The sequence below is a fragment of the Streptomyces sp. NP160 genome (genome assembly GCF_006335115.1).
Lineage (GTDB): Bacteria > Actinomycetota > Actinomycetes > Actinomycetales > Quadrisphaeraceae > Quadrisphaera.
The window spans coordinates 45,670-66,046 of record NZ_VDMJ01000014.1 but is presented as its reverse complement, the minus strand read 5'-3'; the positions used below and the strand labels follow the sequence as shown (position 1 = coordinate 66,046).

The window sequence follows — 20,377 nt, the reverse complement described above, 5'->3', positions numbered from 1 at the left end:
ACCCTCGCGGGGTGACTTCGACGGCGGCGAGCACCCCCGAGACCTCCGGGCCCGACCTGCGGACCACCGCGGGCAAGCTGGCTGACGCCCGCGCCCGCCGCGAGGCGACGCTGTCGCCGGGCTCCGCGCGGGCCGTGGAGCGCCAGCACGCCAAGGGCAAGCGCACCGCCCGCGAGCGCCTGGAGGCGCTGCTCGACGAGGACAGCTTCGTCGAGGTCGGCGCCCACACCCGCGCGCTGTTCGGCGACCCGGCGGCCGGGCGCACCGAGCGCCCGCCGACGGACGGCGTGGTGGCCGGCCACGGCACGGTGGACGGGCGCCCCGTCGTCGTCTACTCCCAGGACTTCACCGTCTCCGGCGGGTCGCTCGGCGAGGTGCACGCCTCGAAGATCGTCAAGGTGATGGACCACGCGCTGCGCGTGGGCTGCCCCGTCATCGGCATCAACGACTCCGGCGGGGCCCGCATCCAGGAGGGCGTCTCCTCCCTGGCCGGGTACGGCGACATCTTCCTGCGCAACGTGCGCGGCTCCGGCGTCGTCCCCCAGGTCTCGCTGATCATGGGCCCGTGCGCCGGCGGCGCCGTCTACTCCCCCGCCATCACCGACGCCGTGGTGATGGTCGAGGGGACCTCCCACATGTTCGTCACCGGCCCGGACGTCATCCGCACGGTGACCGGCGAGGACGTCGCCATGGAGGAGCTGGGCGGCGCGCACACGCACAACGCCGTCTCCGGCGTGGCGCACCACATGGCGCCGTCCGAGGACGACGCCATCACCTGGGTCAAGGACTGGCTGGCGCACCTGCCCAGCAACAACCTGTCCGAGCCGCCGGTGCTGGCGCCGCTGGACGACGCCGACCCGCTGCTCGTCACCGACGCCGACCTCGAGCTCGACGCGCTGGTGCCCGACTCCGCCAACGTCCCCTACGACGTGCACGAGGTCATCGCGCACGTCCTCGACGACGGCGAGCTGCTCGAGGTGCAGGACCTGTTCGCGCCCAACGTGGTGGTCGGGTTCGGGCGCGTGGAGGGGCACTCGGTCGGCGTCGTCGCCAACCAGCCGGCGCGGCTGGCGGGCACGCTCGACATCGACGCCTCCGAGAAGGCCGCGCGCTTCGTGCGGCTGTGCGACGCGTTCGGCATCCCGGTCATCACGCTGGTCGACACCCCCGGGTTCCTGCCGGGCACCGAGCAGGAGTGGAACGGCATCATCCGGCGCGGCGCCAAGCTGCTGTACGCCTACGCCGAGGCCACCGTCCCGAAGATCACGGTGATCACGCGCAAGGCGTTCGGCGGCGCGTACATCGTCATGGGCTCCAAGCACCTCGGCGCCGACGTGAACCTCGCCTGGCCGACCGCCCAGATCGCCGTCATGGGCGCGCAGGGCGCCGTGGAGATCGTGCACCGCCGGACGCTGTCGGCGGCCGCCGAGCAGGGGCACGACGTCGCCGCGGTCCGCGCGGGGCTCGTGGAGGAGTACGAGGAGCGCCTGGCCAACCCGTACGTGGCGGCCGAGCGCGGCTACGTCGACGACGTCATCGAGCCGTCGGCCACCCGTGCCCACGTGGTGCGGGCCCTGCGGGCGCTGCGCACCAAGCGCGAGCAGCTCCCCGCCAAGAAGCACGGGAACATCCCGCTGTGAGCGTCTCGGGGACCTCCGGCCCCTCCGAGGACGACGTCGTCAGGGTCGTCGCCGGCGGGCCGACCGAGGAGGAGGTCGTCGCGCTGGTCGCGGCGCTGGCCGCGGCCGCCTCGGTCCGGGGCGGCGCGGTGGAGCCCGACCCGGGCCCCGACCTCTGGGCGGACAGGGCCGCGCTGCTGCGCGTGCCCCCCGCGCCGGGTCCCGGCGCCTGGCGCGCCGCCGCCTGGCGCCGCTGAGAGCCCCCGCCCGCTGGCCCCCGCCCGCGCGGAGCACCCGCGCCGCGGGGAGCGCGCGCTGTCGGTCGCGCCGACCGCCCTCCCGCAGGTGACCTCGGTCAGGTGCGGCGGCATCGCCGCAGCAGGTTTCCGCACCCGCGACCGACCCCGGTCAGTTCCAGCAGCATCGCCCCGGGAGCGCCCCGCCGCGACTGGCCTCGGTCACGTCCGGAGGTGACCGAGGTCAGCCGCGGAGCCCGCGAGCGGACGCCCGGGTCCGGCGCCGCAGACGCCGGGTGCGCGTCGCCCGGGCGGCTCCGGGCCCGGCGCGCAGCGACCGGGACGGTGGGCCGGGCCGGCCCTCGTCGTCGTCCTGGGCGTGCGCCAGCCCGGTCCGGGCGCACCCGCACCGGCCCCAGACCGGCACGGGGGCGGAGTGACGACGACGAAGCGCCGGGTCCGGCAGGCGGGCTGGCGCCCCGTGGACGGCGCGCGGGCGGCCACGGGAGGATCGGCGGGTGCCCCGCACCGCCCGAGCGCGCAGCCTGACGGCCACCGCCCTCGCCCTGCTCCTCTCGTCGACCTGCTCGCTGGTCTGCTGGCTGTGGCTGGCCGCGCCGGCGCTCGCCGAGCCGCCGCAGCGCCTCGACAGCGCCCTCACCGACACCGCGGGGGTGCTCGACCAGGCCTCGACGCAGCAGCAGCTGGAGGCGCTGCGCGACGCCGCGGGCATCGACCTGCACGTCGTCTTCGTCGACTCCTTCGACGGCGAGCAGGGGCCGGCGTGGGCGCGGCAGACCGCCCAGGAGAGCGGCCTGTCCGGCAGCGACGTGCTGCTGGCGGTGGCCGTGCAGGACCGGTCCTTCGGGTACGAGGGGTTCACCGGCGGCCGGCTCAGCGAGTCGCAGGTGTCCTCCGTCATGGAGGGCGACGTCAAGCAGGCGCTGGGCCGCAGCGACTGGGACGGCGCCGTCACCGCGGCGGTCAACGGCCTCGGCCGCGCCGCCGACGGCACGGGGTCGGGCTCCGGCTCCGGGGACGGCGCCTCGGACGGCGGCAGCTCCAGCGGGTCCGGGTTCCCCACCGGGCTCGTGGTCCTCGGGCTCGTGCTGGTGCTCGGCCTGGGGCTGCTCGTGCTGGGCCTGGTCTCCAGCGCCTCCCGGAAGCGCCGCCGGTCGGGCTTGGCCGGCGCACCGGGCGGACCCGGCGGACCGGGCGGCGGCAGCGCTCCGCAGGCGCCCCCGGTGCCGCTGCCCGAGCTGGAGCGGCAGGCGTCCGCCGCGGTGGTGGCCGCCGACGACGCCCTCGACGGCTCCGACGCCGAGCTGGGCTTCGCCCGCGCGGAGTTCGGCGACGCGGCCACCGCTCCCTTCGTGGCCGCCGTCGAGCGCGCCCGCGCCGAGCTGGCGCAGGCCTTCGCCATCCAGCGTCGCCTCGCCGACCCCGCGGGCAGCGACGGGAGCGGCAGACCCCTCGACGACGACGCCCGCCGCACGCTCCTCACGCAGCAGCTGCAGCACGCGCAGGCCGCAGACGCCGCGCTCGACGAGCAGTCGAACGCCTTCGAGGCCCTGCGCGACCTGCAGCGCCGCCTGCCCGACGTGCTGCCGGCGCTGGAGGCTGACCGCTCCCGCCTGGCCGACCGGCTGCCGGACACCCGCCGGCACCTCCTCGACCTGCAGGCGCGGTACGCGCCGGCCGCGGCGAGCAGCGTCGACGGCGACGACGAGCACGCCTCCCGCCTGCTCGACCTCGCCGCCCAGGGCCTGGCCACCGCCCGCGAGCGCCAGGCGGCGGGTGCCGCCGGCGAGGCGGCCGTGGCGGTGCAGGCGGTGCGCGACGCGCTGCGGCAGACCGCTGAGCTGCTCGACGCCGTCGACGCCCTCGCCCGGGACCTTCAGAGCTCGGTGGACGCGCTGCCCCGGGCGCTGGCGGAGCTGGACGCGGACCTCGCCGAGGCGCGCGCGGTGCAGGCGGCTGGTGGCGGGGCGGCCAGCAGCGACCTCGCCGGAGCGGTGGGCCGTGCCGAGCAGGCGGCGTCGTCGGCGCGCGCGGACGGTGCCCGGGACCCGCAGACGGCGCTGCGCCGCGTGCACGAGGCGGACTCCGCGCTGGACTCGGCGCTGGCGGGGGCCCGCGAGGAGGGCCAGCGCGCCGGCCGGGCCCGCGCCCAGCTGGAGCAGGCGCTGCCGGCGGCGCGCGCGGAGGTCGCCGCGGCGCGGTCGCTGGTGCGCACCCGCCGCGGCGCGGTCGGCGGGCAGGCCCGGGCCCTGCTGGCCGGGGCCGAGGAGCAGCTGTCCACCGCTGAGCAGCTGGCCGGCTCGGACCCGGTGCGGGCGCTGGCCGCGGCGCAGCAGGCGGACGCGATGGCCGAGCGCGCCCAGCGCGAAGCCGACGACGACCTCGACTCGTGGTCGGGCTGGAGCGGCGGCTACCGGTCCACCCCGACCAGGAGCCGGTACGGCAGCAGCGGCTCCTTCGAGGGCGCGGTGATCGGCGGCATCCTCGGCGGCATCCTGTCCGGCGGGGGCGGCGGCCGCAGCGGCGGCTTCGGCGGCAGCGGCAGCTGGGGCGGCGGTGGCGGAGGCTTCGGCGGCGGCGGAGGCTTCGGTGGTGGCGGGTCCTTCGGCGGCGGCGGGAGCTTCTGACATGAGCGCGACGACGCGTGACGGCGGGGTCGACGAGGCGCTGGTGCCCCTGCTCGCACCGGGCGCCCGGCTGGAGCACCTGGTGGGCGGGTCCACCTGGACCGAGGGACCGGTGTGGCTTCCCGAGGAGGGTCCCGGCGGTCAGGGCGTGGTCAGGTTCAGCGACATCCCGGGTGACCGGATCCTGTTCTACGAGCCGGCCACGGGCGCCAGCGGTGTGCACCGCAGCGGCGTGGAGCACACCAACGGGCGGACCCGCTGGCCGGGCGGGGGCGTGGTGCAGTGCTCGCACGGGCGCCGCCGCGTGGAGCTGGAGCGCCCCTGCGCTGACGGCCAGGACGGCGAGCCGGAGCTCACCGAGCTGGTCAGCCGCTACCGCGGGGCGCGGCTGAACTCCCCCAACGACGTCGTCGTCGACAGCCGCGGCTCGGTGTGGTTCACCGACCCGACCTACGGGCTGTTCCAGCCGGGCGAGGGCCACCCCGGCGAGCGCGAGTACGGCGGCTGCCACGTCTTCCGGCTCGACCCGGACGGCGAGCTGGAGGCCGTGGCCACCGACCTCGAGCAGCCCAACGGCCTGGCGTTCTCCCCCGACGAGCGGGTGCTCTACGTGGCGGACACCGGCCAGATCAGCGACCGCGAGGGCGACAGCGCCCACCACGTCCGCGCGTTCGACGTCGTCGTCGGCGACGACGGCCGCAGGCGCCTGACCGGCGGAGCCGTGCTGCACGTGTGCGAGCGGGGCGTGGTCGACGGCTTCCGCGTGGACACCGCCGGGCGCCTGTGGTGCTCCAGCGAGGACGCGGTGCTCGTGCTGGCGCCCAGCGGTGAGCTGATCGGGCGGGTCGCGGTGCCGGAGAAGGTGTCCAACGTCTGCTTCGGCCCCGACAACGCCTCCGGCGGCCAGGACCTGTACGTCACGGCCTCGACGTCGCTCTACCGCATCTCGACCGCCGTGCGCAGCGCCGAGCCCCGCTGAGGCCGCTCCGGACTCCCACGACCACCGTGGTCGTGGGAGTCCGGGGCAGGCTGCGGGTCAGCGGCGCATGCCGCTGAGCAGCTCCACCACCTGCGACTCCAGCTGGCGGGCGGTGTCGGCCAGGCCGCGCACCCGCCCGGAGGTGGCGCTGTCGCCGCCGTCCACCGAGGTGGCCATGTCGGCGATGACGTCGCTCATCTGCGCGATGGTCTCCACCACGCGCGTGATGACGGCGACGGCCGAGCCGCTGGCGACCTGCACCGCCTCGACCTGCTGGGTCACCTGCTCGGTGGCCCGGCCGGTCTGGTCCGCGAGGTCCTTGACCTCCGAGGCGACCACGGAGAAGCCCTTGCCGGCCTCCCCCGCGCGCGCCGCCTCGATGGTCGCGTTGAGCGCCAGCAGCCGGGTCTGGGAGGCGATGGAGTCGATGACGGCCACCACCTCGCGGATCCTGTCCGAGCTGGCCGACAGGTCCTCCATGGTCCGGCGGGCCGCGTCGGCCTCGTCGGCGGCGTGCTTGGCGGAGGTCGTGGCCTGGGCCGCGGCCGCGCTGAGCACCTGGGTGGCGGCGCCCACCTCGCGGGTGGTGGAGACCGCCGAGGCCTCGAAGTCGTCCGCCAGCGCCAGGCGGGCGGTGCCGGCCTGCGCCACGTCCTCCGCGGCGCGGCGCACGGCGTCCCCGCCGGAGTTGATGGTCACCGCCGCGGTGCGGAAGGACCCGGGCATGCCGCGCAGCAGGAAGCGGCGGTGGAAGCGGCCCTCGGCCGCCGCGGTCAGGGACGCGCTGGACTCGCGGACGAAGGCGTCGGCCACGTCGAGCGCGGCGTTGACCTCGTTGCGCAGCGCCGCCAGCTCGTCGGCGTGCGCGGCGGTGTCGAGACCCGGCACCGGGCGCACGCGCGCCTCGAGGTCGCCGGAGGCGACCGAGCGGCAGGTGCGGCGGACCTCGGCGAGCAGCGCGCGGTGCACGGCCAGCTCGGCGGCGGGGCCGCCGTCGCGACCGCCGCGGGACCCGCGGAGCAGCGGGCTCACCGGGCACCCGCCAGCTGCGGCTCGAGGGACCACACGAACTCGTCGTAGGAGCCGTGGGAGGAGGCCACGAGCCGGGCGAGCAGCTCGGCGCCCGCGGCCGTCGCGGCGCGAGCGCCGGAGTGGCGGGCCTCCTCGGCGAGGATCTGCTGGTAGATCGGCTTGATGGCGGCCAGGGCCTGGGGGTGGGGGCTGCGGCGGTTGGAGTGGTACCCCACCACCGCGCCGGACGCGTCGAAGGACGGCGTGACGTGGGCGAGCACCCAGTAGTGGGCGCCATCGGCAGCGAGGTTCACCACGTAGGCGAAGAGCTCCTGCTTGGCCTGCACCGTGTCCCAGAGCAGCTTGAACACCGCTCGGGGCATGTCCGGGTGCCGGATGATGTTGTGCGGCTGGCCGATCACCTGGTCCTCGGTGAAGGCACCGATGCGCAGGAACGACTCGTTGGCGTAGGTGATCCGGCCCTGGAGGTCCGTCTTGCTCACGATGAGCTCGTCCGGCCCCAGCGTCCGCTCCACCCCTGAAGGACTGGGCATGGTGTCTCTTCGGAGGGAGACGTGATCGACTGAAAGTCGTCGTCCAAGATCTTTCCTGAGGCCACCACCTGGCGCCGGCAGCACCTGCCTGGCGGCGTCCCCACGAGGTCGGCCATGCTGGCTCGCACGGCCCGCCGCGCCCGCGGCCGGGCAGTCGCGAGGTGGGAGCTGGCATGGCGCAGCAGTCGCTGCTGGGACGGGTCGGGCAGCTGGTCCGGGCGAACATCAACGCCCTGCTCGACCAGGCCGAGGACCCGCAGAAGATGCTCGACCAGATGGTCCGCGACTACACGCAGGCCATCCGCGAGGCCGAGCAGTCCGTGGCGCAGACCATCGGTGACCTGCGCCTCATGGAGGACGACCACGCCGAGGCCGTCGCCACCGCGAAGGAGTGGGGCGGCAAGGCCGGCGCCGCCAGCCGCAAGGCCGACCAGCTGCGCGGCCAGGGCAACGCCACCGAGGCGGACAGGTTCGACCACCTGGCGCGCGTGGCGCTGCAGCGCCAGATCGACGCCGAGGGCCAGGCGAAGGGCTTCGAGCCGCAGATCGCCTCGCGCACCGAGGTGGTGGAGAAGCTCAAGACCGGTCTGGAGGGCATGCGGCGCAAGCTGGAGGAGCTGAAGGCCAAGCGCGACGAGCTGGTGGCCCGCTCCCGCATGGCCGCGGCGCAGTCGCAGGTGCACGACGCCGTGAAGGCCGTCGACCTGCTCGACCCCACCAGCGAGGTGTCCCGCTTCGAGGAGAAGGTGCGCCGCGAGGAGGCGCGCATGCGCGGCCAGGAGGAGCTGGCGGCGTCCAGCCTCGACGCGCAGTTCGAGGCGCTCGAGGTCGACTCCGACCAGACCGAGGTCGAGCTGCGCCTGGCCGCCCTCAAGGGCGGCACCTCCACCGACTGACGCCCTGTCGCAGCCGAGCGCCCGGCTGCGGTTCCCGGCCCTCGCGGAACCGCAGCCGGGCGCTCGGCTGCGGCTCCCCGTGTCCCCACGCCGGGCGACGGCGCCTAGCGTGGGACCCGTGACCTCCAGCAGGACCCCGCACGACCAGCCGTCTCGCACGCCGTCCGCCGTCGACGCCTTCGCCGACCGCTACCTCACCGAGAGCGTGGAGCTCGACCCGGACGTGCGGGTCTTCTACGGGCTGCCCGGGCGCACCGACGAGCCCACCGACGTCTCCCCCGAGGCCGTCGGCGCCCGCGCCGAGCACGCGCGCCGCACGCTGGCCGCCCTCGAGGCGCTCGCCGCCGACCCGTCGGTGGCCCAGGACGCGACCGACGAGGTGACCGTCGCCGCGATGCGCGACCGGCTCGGCCTGGAGGTGGCCGTCCACGACGCCGGGCTCGACGTCGGCGTCCTCAACGTCATCGACTCCCCCGTCCAGGGCACCCAGGAGGTCTTCGACCTCATGCCCACCGACACCGCCGAGCAGTGGGCCTCGATCGCGTCGCGCCTGGGGCGCACGGACGAGCGGCTGGCGCAGTACCGGGCGTCCCTGGCGGCGGGGATCGCCGCCGGCCGCCCGCCGGCCCGCCGGCAGGTGGAGGCCGTGCTCGGGCAGATCAGCGGGTTCGTGGCGGAGGACGGCGCCTTCGCGCGCCTCGGAGCCGGCGCCCGCCCCGACGGCACCGAGCCGAGCGCGGCACTGGCCGCGGACCTGGGCGCCGGCGTGCGCTCCGCGCGGGAGGCCTACGAGCAGCTGGCCCGCCACCTGCGCGAGGACGTGCTGCCGGTCGCCCGCGAGGACGACGCCGTGGGCCGCGAGGAGTACGCCCTGCTCAGCCGCCACCACGTGGGCGCCACCCTCGACCTCGACGAGGCCTACGCGTGGGGCCTGGAGGAGGTCGCCCGCCTGGAGGCCGAGATGAGCGCCACGGCGCAGCACATCTCCCCCGGAGCCAGCACCCGCGAGGCCATCGCCCTGCTCGAGGCGGACCCCGCCCGCCAGGTGGTGGGCAAGGAGGCGCTGCAGGCGTGGATGCAGCAGCTGTCCGACAGCGCCGTCGAGGCGCTGGCCGGCCGCCACTTCGACGTCCCCGAGCCGGTGCGGCGCCTGGAGTGCCGCATCGCCCCGAGCTCCTCGGGGGTCATCTACTACACCCCGCCCACCGAGGACTTCTCCCGCCCGGGCCGCATGTGGTGGTCCGTGCCGCCGGGGGTGGAGCGCTTCGGCACCTGGCGCGAGCGCACCACTGTGTTCCACGAGGGCGTGCCCGGGCACCACCTGCAGATCGGGCAGACGATGTACCGCAGCGCCACGCTCAACCGCTGGCGCCGGATGATGTGCTTCACCTCCGGGCACGCCGAGGGCTGGGCGCTGTACGCCGAGCGCCTCATGTCCGACCTGGGCTGGCTGGACGACCCGGCCGACCACCTCGGCATGCTCGACGGGTCGCTGTTCCGGGCGGCGCGCGTCGTCGTCGACATCGGCCTGCACTGCGGGCTCCAGGCCCCGGCGGAGCTGGGCGGAGGGACCTGGGACGCCGAGAAGGTGTGGGAGTTCCTGTCCGGCCACACGTTCCAGGCCGAGGAGTTCCTGCGCTTCGAGCACCTGCGCTACCTGGGCTGGCCGGGCCAGGCCCCGGCCTACAAGCTCGGCGAGCGCGTGTGGCTGCAGCTGCGCGCGGAGGCGCAGCAGCGCGCCACCGCCTCCGGTGCGGAGTTCGACCTCAAGGCGTGGCACCGCCGCGCCCTCGACGTCGGTTCCGTGCCGCTGGACGTGCTGCGCCGGGCCCTCGCCGCCTGACGCCCGGGGGCGGCCCGCGGGAACAGAAGCGGGTGGGCCCGTGCTGGCACCGGGGTGCGCGCTGCCTGGGAGACCTGGGAGCGTCGGGGCCACGACCTGACCCGGCGCCTCCACGTCGACCTCCTGCGCACCGCGAGCGACCGCTGTCGGTGACCGACGGCCCCTCGGGGCCGCCCGTCGCCACCCCGTCGCTCGACCCGAAGGCCCTCCCGTGTCCTCCACCCCTGGCGCTCCCGCGCGCCCTCGCCCGTCGTCCCCGCTCTCCCGCCTGGGGCGCGTCCCCTTCGGCGCCCAGGTCATCGCCGGCCTCGTGCTCGGCGTCGTCCTGGGCCTCGTGGCCCGCGAGATGGGGCCCGTCGTCGACGGCGCCCCCGACAACTGGCTCGTCACCGCCCTCGACACCACCGGCTCGACGTTCGTCACGCTGCTCGTGGCGCTCGTCCCGCCGCTGGTGCTGCTGGCCGTCATCACGTCGATCGCCAACCTGCGCCAGGTGGCGGGCGCCGCGCGCCTGGCCGGGCAGACGCTGCTGTGGTTCGCCGTCACCGCCGCCGTCTCGGTGGCCATCGGCCTGACCATCGGCGTCCTCACCGACCCCGGCACGCGGTCGAGCGTCGACGAGAGCGCCGCCGGCGAGCCCAGCCGCACCGGCTCCTGGCTCGACTTCCTGCAGGGGGTCGTCCCGAGCAACTGGCTCGGCCTGGGCGCCTCCACCAGCACGACGACGACGGGGACGGGCGCCGACCTCGACGTCAGCTCGACCACGTCGCTGAGCTTCAACGTGCTGCAGCTCATCGTCATCGCGATCGCGGTCGGCGTCGCCGCGCTGAGGACCGGCGACCGCGCCGAGCCGTTCCTGGCCTTCGCGCGCAGCGCCCTCGCCGTCGTCCAGACGGTGCTGTGGTGGGTCATCCGCCTCGCCCCGCTCGGCACGGTCGGCCTGCTCGGCCGCGCCGTGGCCACCTACGGGTGGGAGGCGCTCAGCCCGCTGGGCGTCTTCGTCGTCGACGTGTACGTCGGCCTGGCCCTGGTGCTCTTCGTGCTCTACCCGGTGCTGCTGCGCGCTCACGGCCTCGGCGTGCGCCGCTTCTTCGCGGGCGCGTGGCCGGCGATCTCGCTGGCGTTCGTCTCCCGCTCCTCCGTGGGCACCATGCCCGTGACCGAGCGGGTGACCGAGCGCAACCTCGGCGTGCCCCGCGCGTACACGAGCTTCGCCGTGCCGCTCGGCGCCACCACCAAGATGGACGGCTGCGCCGCGATCTACCCGGCCATCGCCGCGATCTTCGTGGCCGGCTTCTTCGGCGTGGACCTCAGCTGGACCGACTACCTGCTCATCGCGTTCGTCTCCGTGGTCGGCTCCGCCGCGACGGCCGGCCTGACCGGCGCCACGGTCATGCTGACGCTGACCCTGTCCACCCTGGGCCTGCCGCTGGCGGGCGTCGGCCTCCTGCTGGCGATCGACCCGATCCTCGACATGGGCCGCACCGCGGTGAACGTCGCAGGTCAGGCGCTCGTCCCGACGATCGTCGCGAAGCGCGAGGGCATCCTCGACCGCGACCGCTACGACGGCCGCACGCTGCCGGCGTTCCTGTCCGAGGGCGAGGAGCGCGCTGCCGGGGCCCGCGCCGCCGAGGGCCAGGACGACGCCCTCGTCGGGGCGGGCTCGAACGGCTCCCCCGCCGCCCGCGCCTGACGCTGCGGAACACTGCGCTCTGTGAGCACCACTGGCGAGGTCAGCGCCGTCACCGTCGAGCCCGCGCCGCCCACCGCCCCCGAGGCGGTGGCGGCGCGGGCCGCGTTCTCCGCGGACGTGTCCGCCGCCATGGGCACCACCTGGCGGCTGCCGCTCGACGCCGACGGCGACCTGGCCGGCGCCGACGGCGCGTTCTGGCTGGCCCGGCGCGACGGCGAGGTGCTGGGGTGCGTCGGCGCCCGCGCGGTCGCCCTGGCCGACGGGCCGGCGGTCGAGCTCAAGCGCCTGTGGGTCTCGTCCGCGGCCCGGGGGCTGGGCCTGGGAACCCGGCTCATGGGCACCGTGGAGAGCTGGGCGCGCTCCCGCGGCGCCACGCGCCTCGTGCTCGACACCCGCTCGGAGCTCGAGTCCGCCACCCGCCTGTACCGCCGCACCGGCTGGACCGAGGTGGCGCCGTACAACGACAACGCCGACGCTCAGCTCTGGTTCTTCAAGACCCTCGGCTAGCGTCGCCGCCCGTGACCGCTGCTGCGCCCGTGCGCCTCCTGCTGGCCTCCGCCTCCCCCGCCCGCGCCGCCACGCTGCGGGCCGCCGGTGTCGAGCCGCTCGTGCTGGTCTCGGGCGTCGACGAGCCCGCCGTCGTCGAGCGCTACGGCGTCACCGACCCGCAGGACGTCGCGCTGGTCCTCGCCAAGGCCAAGGCCGAGGACGTCGCCGCCCGCTGGGAGGACGCCGAGGGCGCTCCTGACACCGGCGTCCTCGTCGTCGGGTGCGACTCCGTGCTGGAGCTGGACGGGGTCGCCTACGGCAAGCCCGCTGACGCCGCGCAGGCGCTCGAGCGGTGGAGGGGCATGCGGGGGCGCTCGGGGGTGCTCCACACCGGCCACTGGCTGGTCGACGCCCGCGAGGACGACGAGGGCCCCGTCACCGGCGCCACGCTCGGCGCCGTCGCGTCCACCACCGTGCACTTCGCCGACGTCCCCGACGCCGAGCTCGAGGCCTACGTCGCGACCGGCGAGCCGCTGGCGGTGGCGGGCGCGTTCACGCTCGACGGCCTCGGCGGCGCGTTCGTGCGGGGCGTGGAGGGAGACCCGCACACCGTCGTCGGCATCGGGCTGCCGCTGCTGCGCGAGCTGCTGGCCGAGGTGGGCGTCCGCTGGACCGACCTCTGGGCGCCCCGCGGCTGACGCTCCCCCCTCTCCCGCAGCCGAGCGCCTGGTTGCGGTTNNAACCGCAACCAGGCGCTCGGTTGCGTCCAGGGGGCGCTGGGTAGGGGGCGCGCATGACCCAGAGCACCTCCAGCACCGCAGCCCCCTCGACCTCCACCGGCCTCAAGGTCGGCTACAAGCTCGCCACCGAGGCCTTCGACCCCAAGGAGGTCGTCCGCCAGGCGGTCGCCGCCGAGCAGGCGGGCTTCGACTTCGTCGAGATGAGCGACCACTACCACCCGTGGCTGGAGAGCCAGGGGCACTCCGGCTTCACCTTCGCGATGCTCGCGAACATCGCCGCGAAGACCGAGCGCATCGGCCTGGTCACCGGGGTGACGTGCCCGTCCTACCGGTACCACCCGGCGATCGTCGCCCAGGCCGCGGCGACGCTGCAGATCCTCTCCGACGAGCGGTTCACCCTCGGCGTCGGCGCCGGTGAGCGGCTCAACGAGCACGTCATCGGGGAGCCGGCCTTCCGCGGCGTGCACGAGCGCCACGAGCGGTTCCGCGAGGCCCTCGAGATCATCCGCCTGCTGTGGCAGGGCGGCTACCAGTCCTACTCCGGCAAGCACCTGCAGCTGGAGGACGCGCGCGTCTTCGACCTGCCCGAGACGCTGCCGGTCATCGCCGTGGCCGGCTCGGGCCCGGCGTCGGCGAAGCTCGCCGCCGACCTCGGCGACGGGCTGTTCGGCACCGAGCCCGACGCCGACTTCATCAGCGCCTGGAAGGGCGACGGCGGCTCCGGCCCCGTGTACGGCGAGGTGCCGCTGGCCTGGGCGAAGACCGAGGGCGAGGCCGTCGACGCCGTCCTGGAGAAGAGCCGCTGGGCGCTGACGGGCTGGAAGGTCATGGCGGAGCTGCCCAACCCCGTCAACTTCGACGCGGCGTCCGCGTTCGTCACCAAGGCCGACGTGGCGGGGCAGTTCGCGTGCGGGCCGGACCTGGCCAAGCACGTGGCGAACGGGCAGCAGTTCGTCGACGCCGGCTACGACCACCTCGTGGCGCAGAACGCCGGTCCGGACCCGGACGGGTTCCTGGAGTTCGCCGCCTCCGAGCTGATCCCCGCGTTCCGGGCGCTCACGCCGTCGTCGTCCTCCTGACCCCTCCTCCATCGTGATCATGGGCGGTCGGCCACCGGCGAGGTGGCCGACCGCCCATGATCACGGTCAGGAGGGGGTGGGTCAGGGGGTGGGCATCCCACCGGTGATGGAGAGCGTCGATCCGGTGGTGTAGCTGGAGTCGTTCGAGGCGAGGTAGACGTACGCGGCGCCGTACTCGGCGGGCTGGCCGGGACGGCCGAGCGGCGTCTGCGCGCCGAACTCGGGCAGCGCCGACTCCGGCTGGCCACCCGCAGGCTGCAGCGGCGTCCACACCGGGCCCGGGGCCACCGCGTTGACCCGGATCCCCTTCTCCGCCAACTGGCCCGCGAGCGCCTTGGTGAAGGCGTTGATGGTCGCCTTGGTGCTGGCGTAGTCGACGAGGGTCGGCGAGGGCTGGTAGGCCTGCACCGACGTGGTGTTGATGATCGAGGAGCCCGCCGGCAGGTGCTTGACGGCCTCCTTGGTGATCCAGAACATCGCGTAGACGTTGGTCTTGAACGTCTCGTCGAACTGCTCGCTGCTGATGTCGAGGATCGACTCCCGCGCCTGCTGCTTGCCGGCGTTGTTGACCAGGACGTCGATGCCGCCGAAGGCCTCGACCGTCTTCGTCACCAGCGACGTCGCGAAGGCCTCGTCGGTGATGTCACCGGGCAGCGCGAGGGCCTTGACGCCCTCCTTCTCGATGAGGGCGATGACGGCGTCGGCGTCCTGCTGCTCCTCGGGCAGGTAGGAGATGGCGACGTCGGCGCCCTCCCGCGCGAAGGCGATGGCCGCCGCGCGACCGATGCCGCTGTCGCCGCCGGTCACCAGCGCGCGCCGGCCGGTGAGCTTGCCGCTGCCGCGGTAGCTCTCCTCGCCGTGGTCGGGCTCCGGGTCCATGCCCCACGCCTGGCCCGGGCCGGGCTGGGCCTCCTGGTCGAACTCGGGCTGCGGGTAGCGGGTGGTCGGGTCGATGAGCTCAGGGGTGCTGGTCACCTCCGCCCCCTACCCGCCGGACGCCCCGTCACGCTGATCGACTCGACGGTCAGCGGACCGGGGCGGCCGGCGGGCCCGACCCGGCGCCGGCTCAGCCGAAGAGCTGGCTGGCGCGGGAGACGGTCTGCACCACCCCGTAGAGCAGACCGCCGCTCACGAGCACCCACAGGACGACGGCGGCGGCCTTGGCCGACCCCTGGCCCCGGGACGGCGCGCTCGTCGTCGGCCTGCTCGACCCCGTGCTGGCCCCCGTGCTGGCCCCCGTGCTGCTGCTCACCGGCTCCTCGCCTCCTCCCGCGCTGTCGCGGCGCTGTCGTCACCGCGCCGGTCGCGCGGCTCGTGGAACTTCGGGTCGACGGGCCTCACCAGCGCGTTGGCGATGAAGCCGACCACCAGCACGCCGACCATGACGAGGAGCGGCAGCTGGTAGAGCGACGCGCCCTCCGCGCCGGAGCTGCGCCGCGCGTCGACGAGGCTGTTGATGATGAGCGGTCCCGCGACGCCCGCCGCCGACCACGCCGTCAGCAGGCGGCCGTGGATGGCGCCCACCTGCAGGCCCCCGAAGAGGTCCTTGAGGTAGGCCGGGATGGTGGCGAAGCCACCGCCGTAGAAGCTCAGGATGACGCCGGTGAGCACCACGAACACGGCCACCGAGGACGTGCCGAGCAGCACCACGCCGAGGTAGGCCAGCAGCCCGATCCCCAGGTAGACCATGTAGATCCGCTTGCGGCCGATGACGTCCGAGGTGGAGCTCCACACGAAGCGCCCGGCCATGTTGCACAGCGACAGCACCCCGACGAAGCCCGCCGCGGCGGCCGCGTCGATCTGGGAGAAGAAGTCCTGCACCATCGGCGCGGCCTGCTCGAGGATGCCGATGCCGGCGGTGACGTTGGTGAACAGCACCACCCACAGCAGCCAGAACTGCGGCGTGCGGATCGCGTTCTTCGCGGTGACGTCACCGACCGAGCGCATCCCGCTGGACTGCTGGGGCGGCGTCCAGCCGGCCGGGCGCCAGTCCTTGGCGGGCACCCGCACCACCCACGCGCCGAGGAGCATCAGCACCAGGTAGATCGTGCCGAGCGTCAGCATGGTCGGCGCGACGGCGTCCTCCGGGGCGCCGGCGTACGTGTTCAGCAGCCGGTTGGTCAGCGGGCTCGCGATGAGCGCGCCGCCGCCGAAGCCCATGATCGCCAGTCCGGTCGCCAGGCCCGGGCGGTCGGGGAACCACTTGATGAGCGTGGAGACCGGGGAGATGTAGCCCAGGCCCAGGCCGATGCCGCCGATGACGCCGTACCCGAGGTAGACGAGCCAGAGCTGGTCCGCGGCGACACCAGCGGCGCCGATGAACAGGCCGCCGCAGAAGAACAGCGCCGCGGCGACCATGGTCTTGCGCGGGCCGTTGCGCTCCACCCAGGTGCCGCCGAAGGCCGCCGACAGGCCGAGCATGACGATGGCGATCGAGAAGATCACCGCGATCGGGGTGCCGCTGGTGCCGAAGTGGTCCTGCAGCGGCGTCTTGAAGACGCTGAAGGCGTACACCTGCCCGATCGACAGGTGCACCGCCAGGGCCGCCGGCGGGATCAGCCACCTGCTGTAGCCGGGCGGCGCCACGGTCCGCTCGCGGTCAAGGAACGACAGCGCTGCCACCGCCCACCTCCTCGCACCGCGGGGCCCCTGTCCACCGGCGGCGTCAGACTCCGGGGGCCGCCCCTCGCTGGACGACCCGCTCCGCGCACTGTGCCCCCGCTGGGAGGACACGGCGAGTCGAGCGCCGCCCGCTCGGCCGCTGGTGCCCCTGGTCGTGCGCCCGGCGGTTAGGCTGCTCGGCCGGGATGCCCGCCGGGGGCGCCCGGGGAGCAGGGCGGAGGCGAGGCGTGGTCACCGAGCGTCGCAGCAGCGGTGGGCGCACGGGGGGTCGCGGGGCCAGCCGCAGCGTGACCAAGGTGCTGGTCGCCAACCGCGGTGAGATCGCGGTGCGCGTGATCAGGGCCTGCAAGGACGCCGGTATCGCCTCCGTGGCGGTCTACGCCGAGCCCGACCGGCACGCCCTCCACGTGGAGCTCGCCGACGAGGCGCACGCCCTGGGCGGCACCACCTCGGCGGAGTCCTACCTGCGCGCCGACCTGCTGCTGGAGGTGGCTGCGCGCTCCGGCGCCGACGCCGTCCACCCGGGCTACGGGTTCCTCTCGGAGGACTCCGGGTTCGCGCGCGCCGTCGTCGACGCCGGCCTGACCTGGATCGGCCCGCCGCCGGCGGCCATCGAGGCCCTGGGCGACAAGGTCTCCGCCCGCGAGATCGCCGAGAAGGTCGGTGCGCCCCTGGTCGCCGGCACGCCCGGGCCGGTCAGCGGCGTGGACGAGGTGCTCGCGTTCGTCGACGCCCACGGCCTGCCCGTGGCCATCAAGGCCGCCTACGGCGGCGGCGGCCGCGGCCTCAAGGTGGCCCGCACCCGCGAGGAGGTCGGCGAGCTCTACGAGTCGGCCGTCCGCGAGGCCGTGGCCGCCTTCGGCCGCGGCGAGTGCTTCGTGGAGCGCTACCTCGACGAGCCCCGCCACGTGGAGACGCAGTGCCTGGCTGACGAGCACGGCGGCGTCGTCGTCGTCTCCACCCGCGACTGCTCGCTGCAGCGCCGGCACCAGAAGCTGGTGGAGGAGGCGCCCGCGCCGTTCCTCACCGAGGCGCAGGAGCGCTCGCTGCGCGACGCGTCCAAGGCGATCCTCAGCGAGGCCGGGTACGTCGGCGCCGGCACCTGCGAGTTCCTCGTGGCCAAGGACGGCACCGTCTCCTTCCTCGAGGTGAACACCCGCCTGCAGGTGGAGCACCCGGTGACCGAGGAGGTCACCGGCATCGACCTGGTGCGCGAGCAGCTCCGCCTCGCCGCCGGCGAGCCGCTCGGCTACGACGACCCGCCCGCGCGCGGCCACAGCTTCGAGTTCCGCATCAACGGCGAGGACCCGGGCCGCGGCTTCCTGCCGGCCCCCGGCACCGTGAGCCGCTTCGAGGCGCCCTCGGGCCCGGGCGTCCGCGTGGACGCCGGCATCCGCAGCGGCGACGTCATCTCCGGTGCGTTCGACTCGCTGCTCGCCAAGCTGGTCGTCACCGGCGCCACCCGCGAGCAGGCGCTGCAGCGCGCCCGCCGCGCCCTGGCCGAGATGGCCGTCGACGGCATGCCGACCGTGCTGCCGTTCCACCGCCTCGTCGTGGACGACCCGGCCTTCACCGCCGTCGACCCGGTGCTGCCGGCCTCCTCGGCCGAGGCCGTCGGCCGGGCCGAGCGCTTCCGGGTGCACACCCGCTGGATCGAGACGGCGTGGACCGGCTCCACCGCGCCGTGGTCCGGCCCCGCGCCCGAGGCCGCCCACCCCGACGACGCCGAGCGCTCCACCGTGGTGGTGGAGGTGGCCGGCAAGCGCCTGGAGGTGACGCTGCCGGGCTGGGTCATGGAGGCCGGCGCGCAGGTCGGCGGCGCCGTGCAGTCGGCGCGCCGCCAGCAGAAGCGCCCCCGCAACGCCGCGGCCGCGGCGAAGGCCGCCGGCGGCGACGCCCTCGTGGCGCCGATGCAGGGCACCCTCGTCAAGGTGGCCGTCGAGGAGGGGCAGACCGTGGTCGCCGGAGACCTGGTGGTCGTCCTCGAGGCCATGAAGATGGAGCAGCCCCTGACCGCCCACAAGGACGGCGTGGTCACCGGCCTCAAGGCCGACGTCGGCGACACCCTCACCACCGGCGCGGTCATCTGCACCATCGCCGACGCCCCCGCCGCGGGGTGACGGCAGCACCCCTTCGACGACGACGGCGGCGCGCCCAGCAGGGCGCGCCGCCGTCGTGCTGCGGGTGGCGGCGCGGTCAGGTGGCGACGTGCAGGCGGCGCGCCGCCTCGGCCACCGAGCCCGACAGCGACGGGTAGACCGTGAAGGCGTGGGCCACCTGGTCCACGGTGAGCCCGTGCTCCACGGCCAGCGCCACGGGGAAGATCAGCTCCGAGGCGCGCGGCGCGCACACCACTCCCCCGAGCACCCGCCCGGACCCGGTGGAGGCGAACAGCTTCACGAAGCCGTCGCGGATGCCCAGCATCTTGGCGCGCGCGTTGCCGGCCAGCGGCAGCATGAGCACCTCGCCGTCTACCTCGCCGGACTCCACCTGCTCCTGCGTCCACCCCACGGTGGCGATCTCGGGGGCGGTGAAGATGTTCGCCGACACCTTCCGCAGGCGCAGCGGGCTCACCGCGTCGCCGAGGGCGTGCCACATGGCGGTGCGCCCCTGCATGGCGGCCACGGACGCCAGCGGCAGCACGCCGGTGCAGTCACCGGCGGCGTAAACGCCGCGCGCCGAGGTCCGCGAGACCCGGTCGACCTCGACGTGCCCGCTCTCGGACAGCTGCACGCCGGCCTCCTCCAGGCCGATCCCCGCGGTGTTGGGCACGGACCCGACCGCCATGAGGCAGTGCGTGCCGCGCACCTCGCGGCCGTCCTCGAGGGTGACCACCACGCCGTCGCCCTCGCACCGCGCCGCCTTCGCGCGCGAGCGGCCCATGAGCTCCATCCCGCGGCGGCGGAAGACGTCCTCGATGACCTCGGCGGCGTCGCCGTCCTGCCCCGGCAGCACGCGGTCGCGGCTGGAGACGAGGACGACGTCGGAGCCGAGCGCGTCGTAGGCGCTGGCGAACTCGGCGCCGGTCACGCCGGACCCGACCACCACGAGCCGCTCGGGGATCCGCTCGAGCTGGTAGAGCTGCTTCCAGGTGAGGATGCGCTCGCCGTCCGGCTTGGCGGAGTCCATCTCGCGCGGCGAGGAGCCGGTGGAGACCAGGGTGATGTCGGCGTCGAGGGTCTCGCTGCCGCCGTCCTCGAGGTCGGCGACCACGCGCTCGGTGCCGTCGAGGCGGCCGGTGCCGCGCAGCACGCGCACGCCCTCGGCGGCGAGGCGGCGCTCGATGTCGGCCGACTGCGCCTCTGCGAGCTTGCGGACGCGGGCGTTGACGCGGCCGAGGTCGACGGTGATCGGCTCCTCGGTCGCCGGGTCCCCGTCGCTGCCCGGGAAGCGCAGCCCGAGCGCCTCGGCCTCCGCGGCGAGGTTCATGACCTCCGCGACGGAGATGAGGGTCTTGGACGGGACCACGTCGGTGAGGACGGTCGAGCCGCCCATCCCGGCGCGTTCGACGACGGTGGTCTCGGCCCCGAGCTGGGAGGCGACCAGAGCCGCCTCGTACCCTCCAGGACCTCCACCGATGACCACGACGCGTGGGGCTCGACCAGGCACGGGCGCCATCCTCTCAGCCCCCGTCACCGAGCAGGGCGACCGCTGCGGCCGGAGGGACGGGGGTCACGTCCGGGGAGGTGCGGGAAGTGACCCCCGTCGGGGCAGTCGCCCGCTCACTCGCACGGGGGCGCTTCCCGCATCCCCCGGACGAGCACACCCCGAGCCCCCAGGACGCCGGGTCCTGGGGCCCCGCGCCACCCGGCCGGAGGAGGGCGGAAGGGGTCCCTGCGCGGCGCAGGAACGGCTCCCCGACCCGTGGACGGGGCCGCCGAGCACCGAGGACTCCGCCGCCGGAGGCTCCCGCCCGGGTTGCGTCCACTGACGGACCTCGCCCTCGACGGCCTCGCCAGACCGGGAAG

17 protein-coding genes are annotated in these 20,377 nt (G+C 75.2%); 11 read left to right on the top strand and 6 right to left on the bottom strand.

The window, feature by feature from the left end:
• Positions 1–11 precede the first annotated feature (11 nt).
• From FHN55_RS08765 to FHN55_RS08750, 4 genes are all read left to right on the top strand, one after another.
• A complete protein-coding gene (locus tag FHN55_RS08765; RefSeq protein ID WP_139711926.1) occupies positions 12–1,640 on the top strand; it encodes an acyl-CoA carboxylase subunit beta in 1,629 nt (542 codons plus the stop codon).
• Positions 1,637–1,876 carry an acyl-CoA carboxylase epsilon subunit gene (locus tag FHN55_RS08760; RefSeq protein ID WP_139711925.1) on the top strand — a complete coding sequence of 80 codons (240 nt, stop codon included), beginning with the start codon at positions 1,637–1,639 and terminating at the stop codon, positions 1,874–1,876. Before FHN55_RS08765 ends, FHN55_RS08760 begins: the two co-directional genes overlap by 4 nt.
• A gap of 497 nt (positions 1,877–2,373) precedes the next feature.
• On the top strand, positions 2,374–4,503 hold the full coding sequence (locus FHN55_RS08755) for a TPM domain-containing protein (protein WP_139711924.1): 2,130 nt from the start codon (positions 2,374–2,376) through the stop codon (positions 4,501–4,503).
• Position 4,504: 1 nt separating this feature from the next.
• Entirely contained in the window at positions 4,505–5,482 is a 978-nt protein-coding gene (locus FHN55_RS08750; protein ID WP_139711923.1) for an SMP-30/gluconolactonase/LRE family protein, read from the top strand.
• 57 nt (positions 5,483–5,539) lie between these two features.
• Here FHN55_RS08750 and FHN55_RS08745 read toward each other — a convergent pair whose 3' ends face one another.
• Complete coding sequence (locus tag FHN55_RS08745; RefSeq protein ID WP_139711922.1) at positions 5,540–6,514, bottom strand: methyl-accepting chemotaxis protein; 975 nt, start codon at positions 6,512–6,514, stop codon at positions 5,540–5,542.
• Positions 6,511–6,996 carry a PAS domain-containing protein gene (locus FHN55_RS08740; protein ID WP_218974480.1) on the bottom strand — a complete coding sequence of 162 codons (486 nt, stop codon included), beginning with the start codon at positions 6,994–6,996 and terminating at the stop codon, positions 6,511–6,513. Before FHN55_RS08740 ends, FHN55_RS08745 begins: the two co-directional genes overlap by 4 nt.
• Positions 6,997–7,220: 224 nt before the next feature.
• Here FHN55_RS08740 and FHN55_RS08735 point away from each other — a divergent pair, with 224 nt between their 5' ends.
• The 6 genes from FHN55_RS08735 to FHN55_RS08710 all read left to right on the top strand — a co-directional run bounded on the left by FHN55_RS08735 (position 7,221) and on the right by FHN55_RS08710 (position 13,787).
• A complete protein-coding gene (locus tag FHN55_RS08735) occupies positions 7,221–7,943 on the top strand; it encodes a PspA/IM30 family protein (protein WP_139711920.1) in 723 nt (240 codons plus the stop codon).
• 118 nt (positions 7,944–8,061) lie between these two features.
• On the top strand, positions 8,062–9,786 hold the full coding sequence (locus FHN55_RS08730) for a DUF885 domain-containing protein (RefSeq protein ID WP_139711919.1): 1,725 nt from the start codon (positions 8,062–8,064) through the stop codon (positions 9,784–9,786).
• A 211-nt stretch (positions 9,787–9,997) separates the two neighbouring features.
• Positions 9,998–11,479, top strand: a complete 1,482-nt coding sequence (locus FHN55_RS08725) for a dicarboxylate/amino acid:cation symporter (RefSeq protein WP_139711918.1) — start codon at positions 9,998–10,000, stop codon at positions 11,477–11,479.
• 21 nt (positions 11,480–11,500) lie between these two features.
• Positions 11,501–11,986, top strand: a complete 486-nt coding sequence (locus FHN55_RS08720) for a GNAT family N-acetyltransferase (RefSeq protein WP_139711917.1) — start codon at positions 11,501–11,503, stop codon at positions 11,984–11,986.
• A gap of 11 nt (positions 11,987–11,997) precedes the next feature.
• Positions 11,998–12,666 (top strand): nucleoside triphosphate pyrophosphatase, encoded by a 669-nt coding sequence (locus tag FHN55_RS08715; RefSeq protein WP_139711916.1) that lies wholly within the window; start codon positions 11,998–12,000, stop codon positions 12,664–12,666.
• Between the two features lie 95 nt (positions 12,667–12,761).
• Positions 12,762–13,787, top strand: a complete 1,026-nt coding sequence (locus FHN55_RS08710) for a TIGR03557 family F420-dependent LLM class oxidoreductase (RefSeq protein WP_139711915.1) — start codon at positions 12,762–12,764, stop codon at positions 13,785–13,787.
• Between the two features lie 81 nt (positions 13,788–13,868).
• Here the strand turns inward: FHN55_RS08710 and FHN55_RS08705 are convergent, their stop codons facing one another.
• The 3 genes from FHN55_RS08705 to FHN55_RS08695 all read right to left on the bottom strand — a co-directional run bounded on the left by FHN55_RS08705 (position 13,869) and on the right by FHN55_RS08695 (position 16,400).
• Positions 13,869–14,762 (bottom strand): glucose 1-dehydrogenase, encoded by an 894-nt coding sequence (locus tag FHN55_RS08705; RefSeq protein ID WP_257570817.1) that lies wholly within the window; start codon positions 14,760–14,762, stop codon positions 13,869–13,871.
• A gap of 91 nt (positions 14,763–14,853) precedes the next feature.
• A complete protein-coding gene (locus tag FHN55_RS08700) occupies positions 14,854–15,039 on the bottom strand; it encodes a hypothetical protein (RefSeq protein ID WP_139711914.1) in 186 nt (61 codons plus the stop codon).
• Positions 15,036–16,400, bottom strand: coding sequence for an OFA family MFS transporter (locus tag FHN55_RS08695; protein WP_139711978.1), 1,365 nt, complete (start codon positions 16,398–16,400; stop codon positions 15,036–15,038). Before FHN55_RS08695 ends, FHN55_RS08700 begins: the two co-directional genes overlap by 4 nt.
• A gap of 296 nt (positions 16,401–16,696) precedes the next feature.
• Here FHN55_RS08695 and FHN55_RS08690 point away from each other — a divergent pair, with 296 nt between their 5' ends.
• Positions 16,697–18,529, top strand: a complete 1,833-nt coding sequence (locus tag FHN55_RS08690; RefSeq protein ID WP_139711977.1) for a biotin carboxylase N-terminal domain-containing protein — start codon at positions 16,697–16,699, stop codon at positions 18,527–18,529.
• Between the two features lie 76 nt (positions 18,530–18,605).
• On the opposite strand, the gene FHN55_RS08685 is transcribed toward FHN55_RS08690, so the two are convergent.
• Positions 18,606–20,018 (bottom strand): NAD(P)H-quinone dehydrogenase, encoded by a 1,413-nt coding sequence (locus FHN55_RS08685; protein WP_257570816.1) that lies wholly within the window; start codon positions 20,016–20,018, stop codon positions 18,606–18,608.
• Between the last annotated feature and the right edge of the window lie 359 nt (positions 20,019–20,377).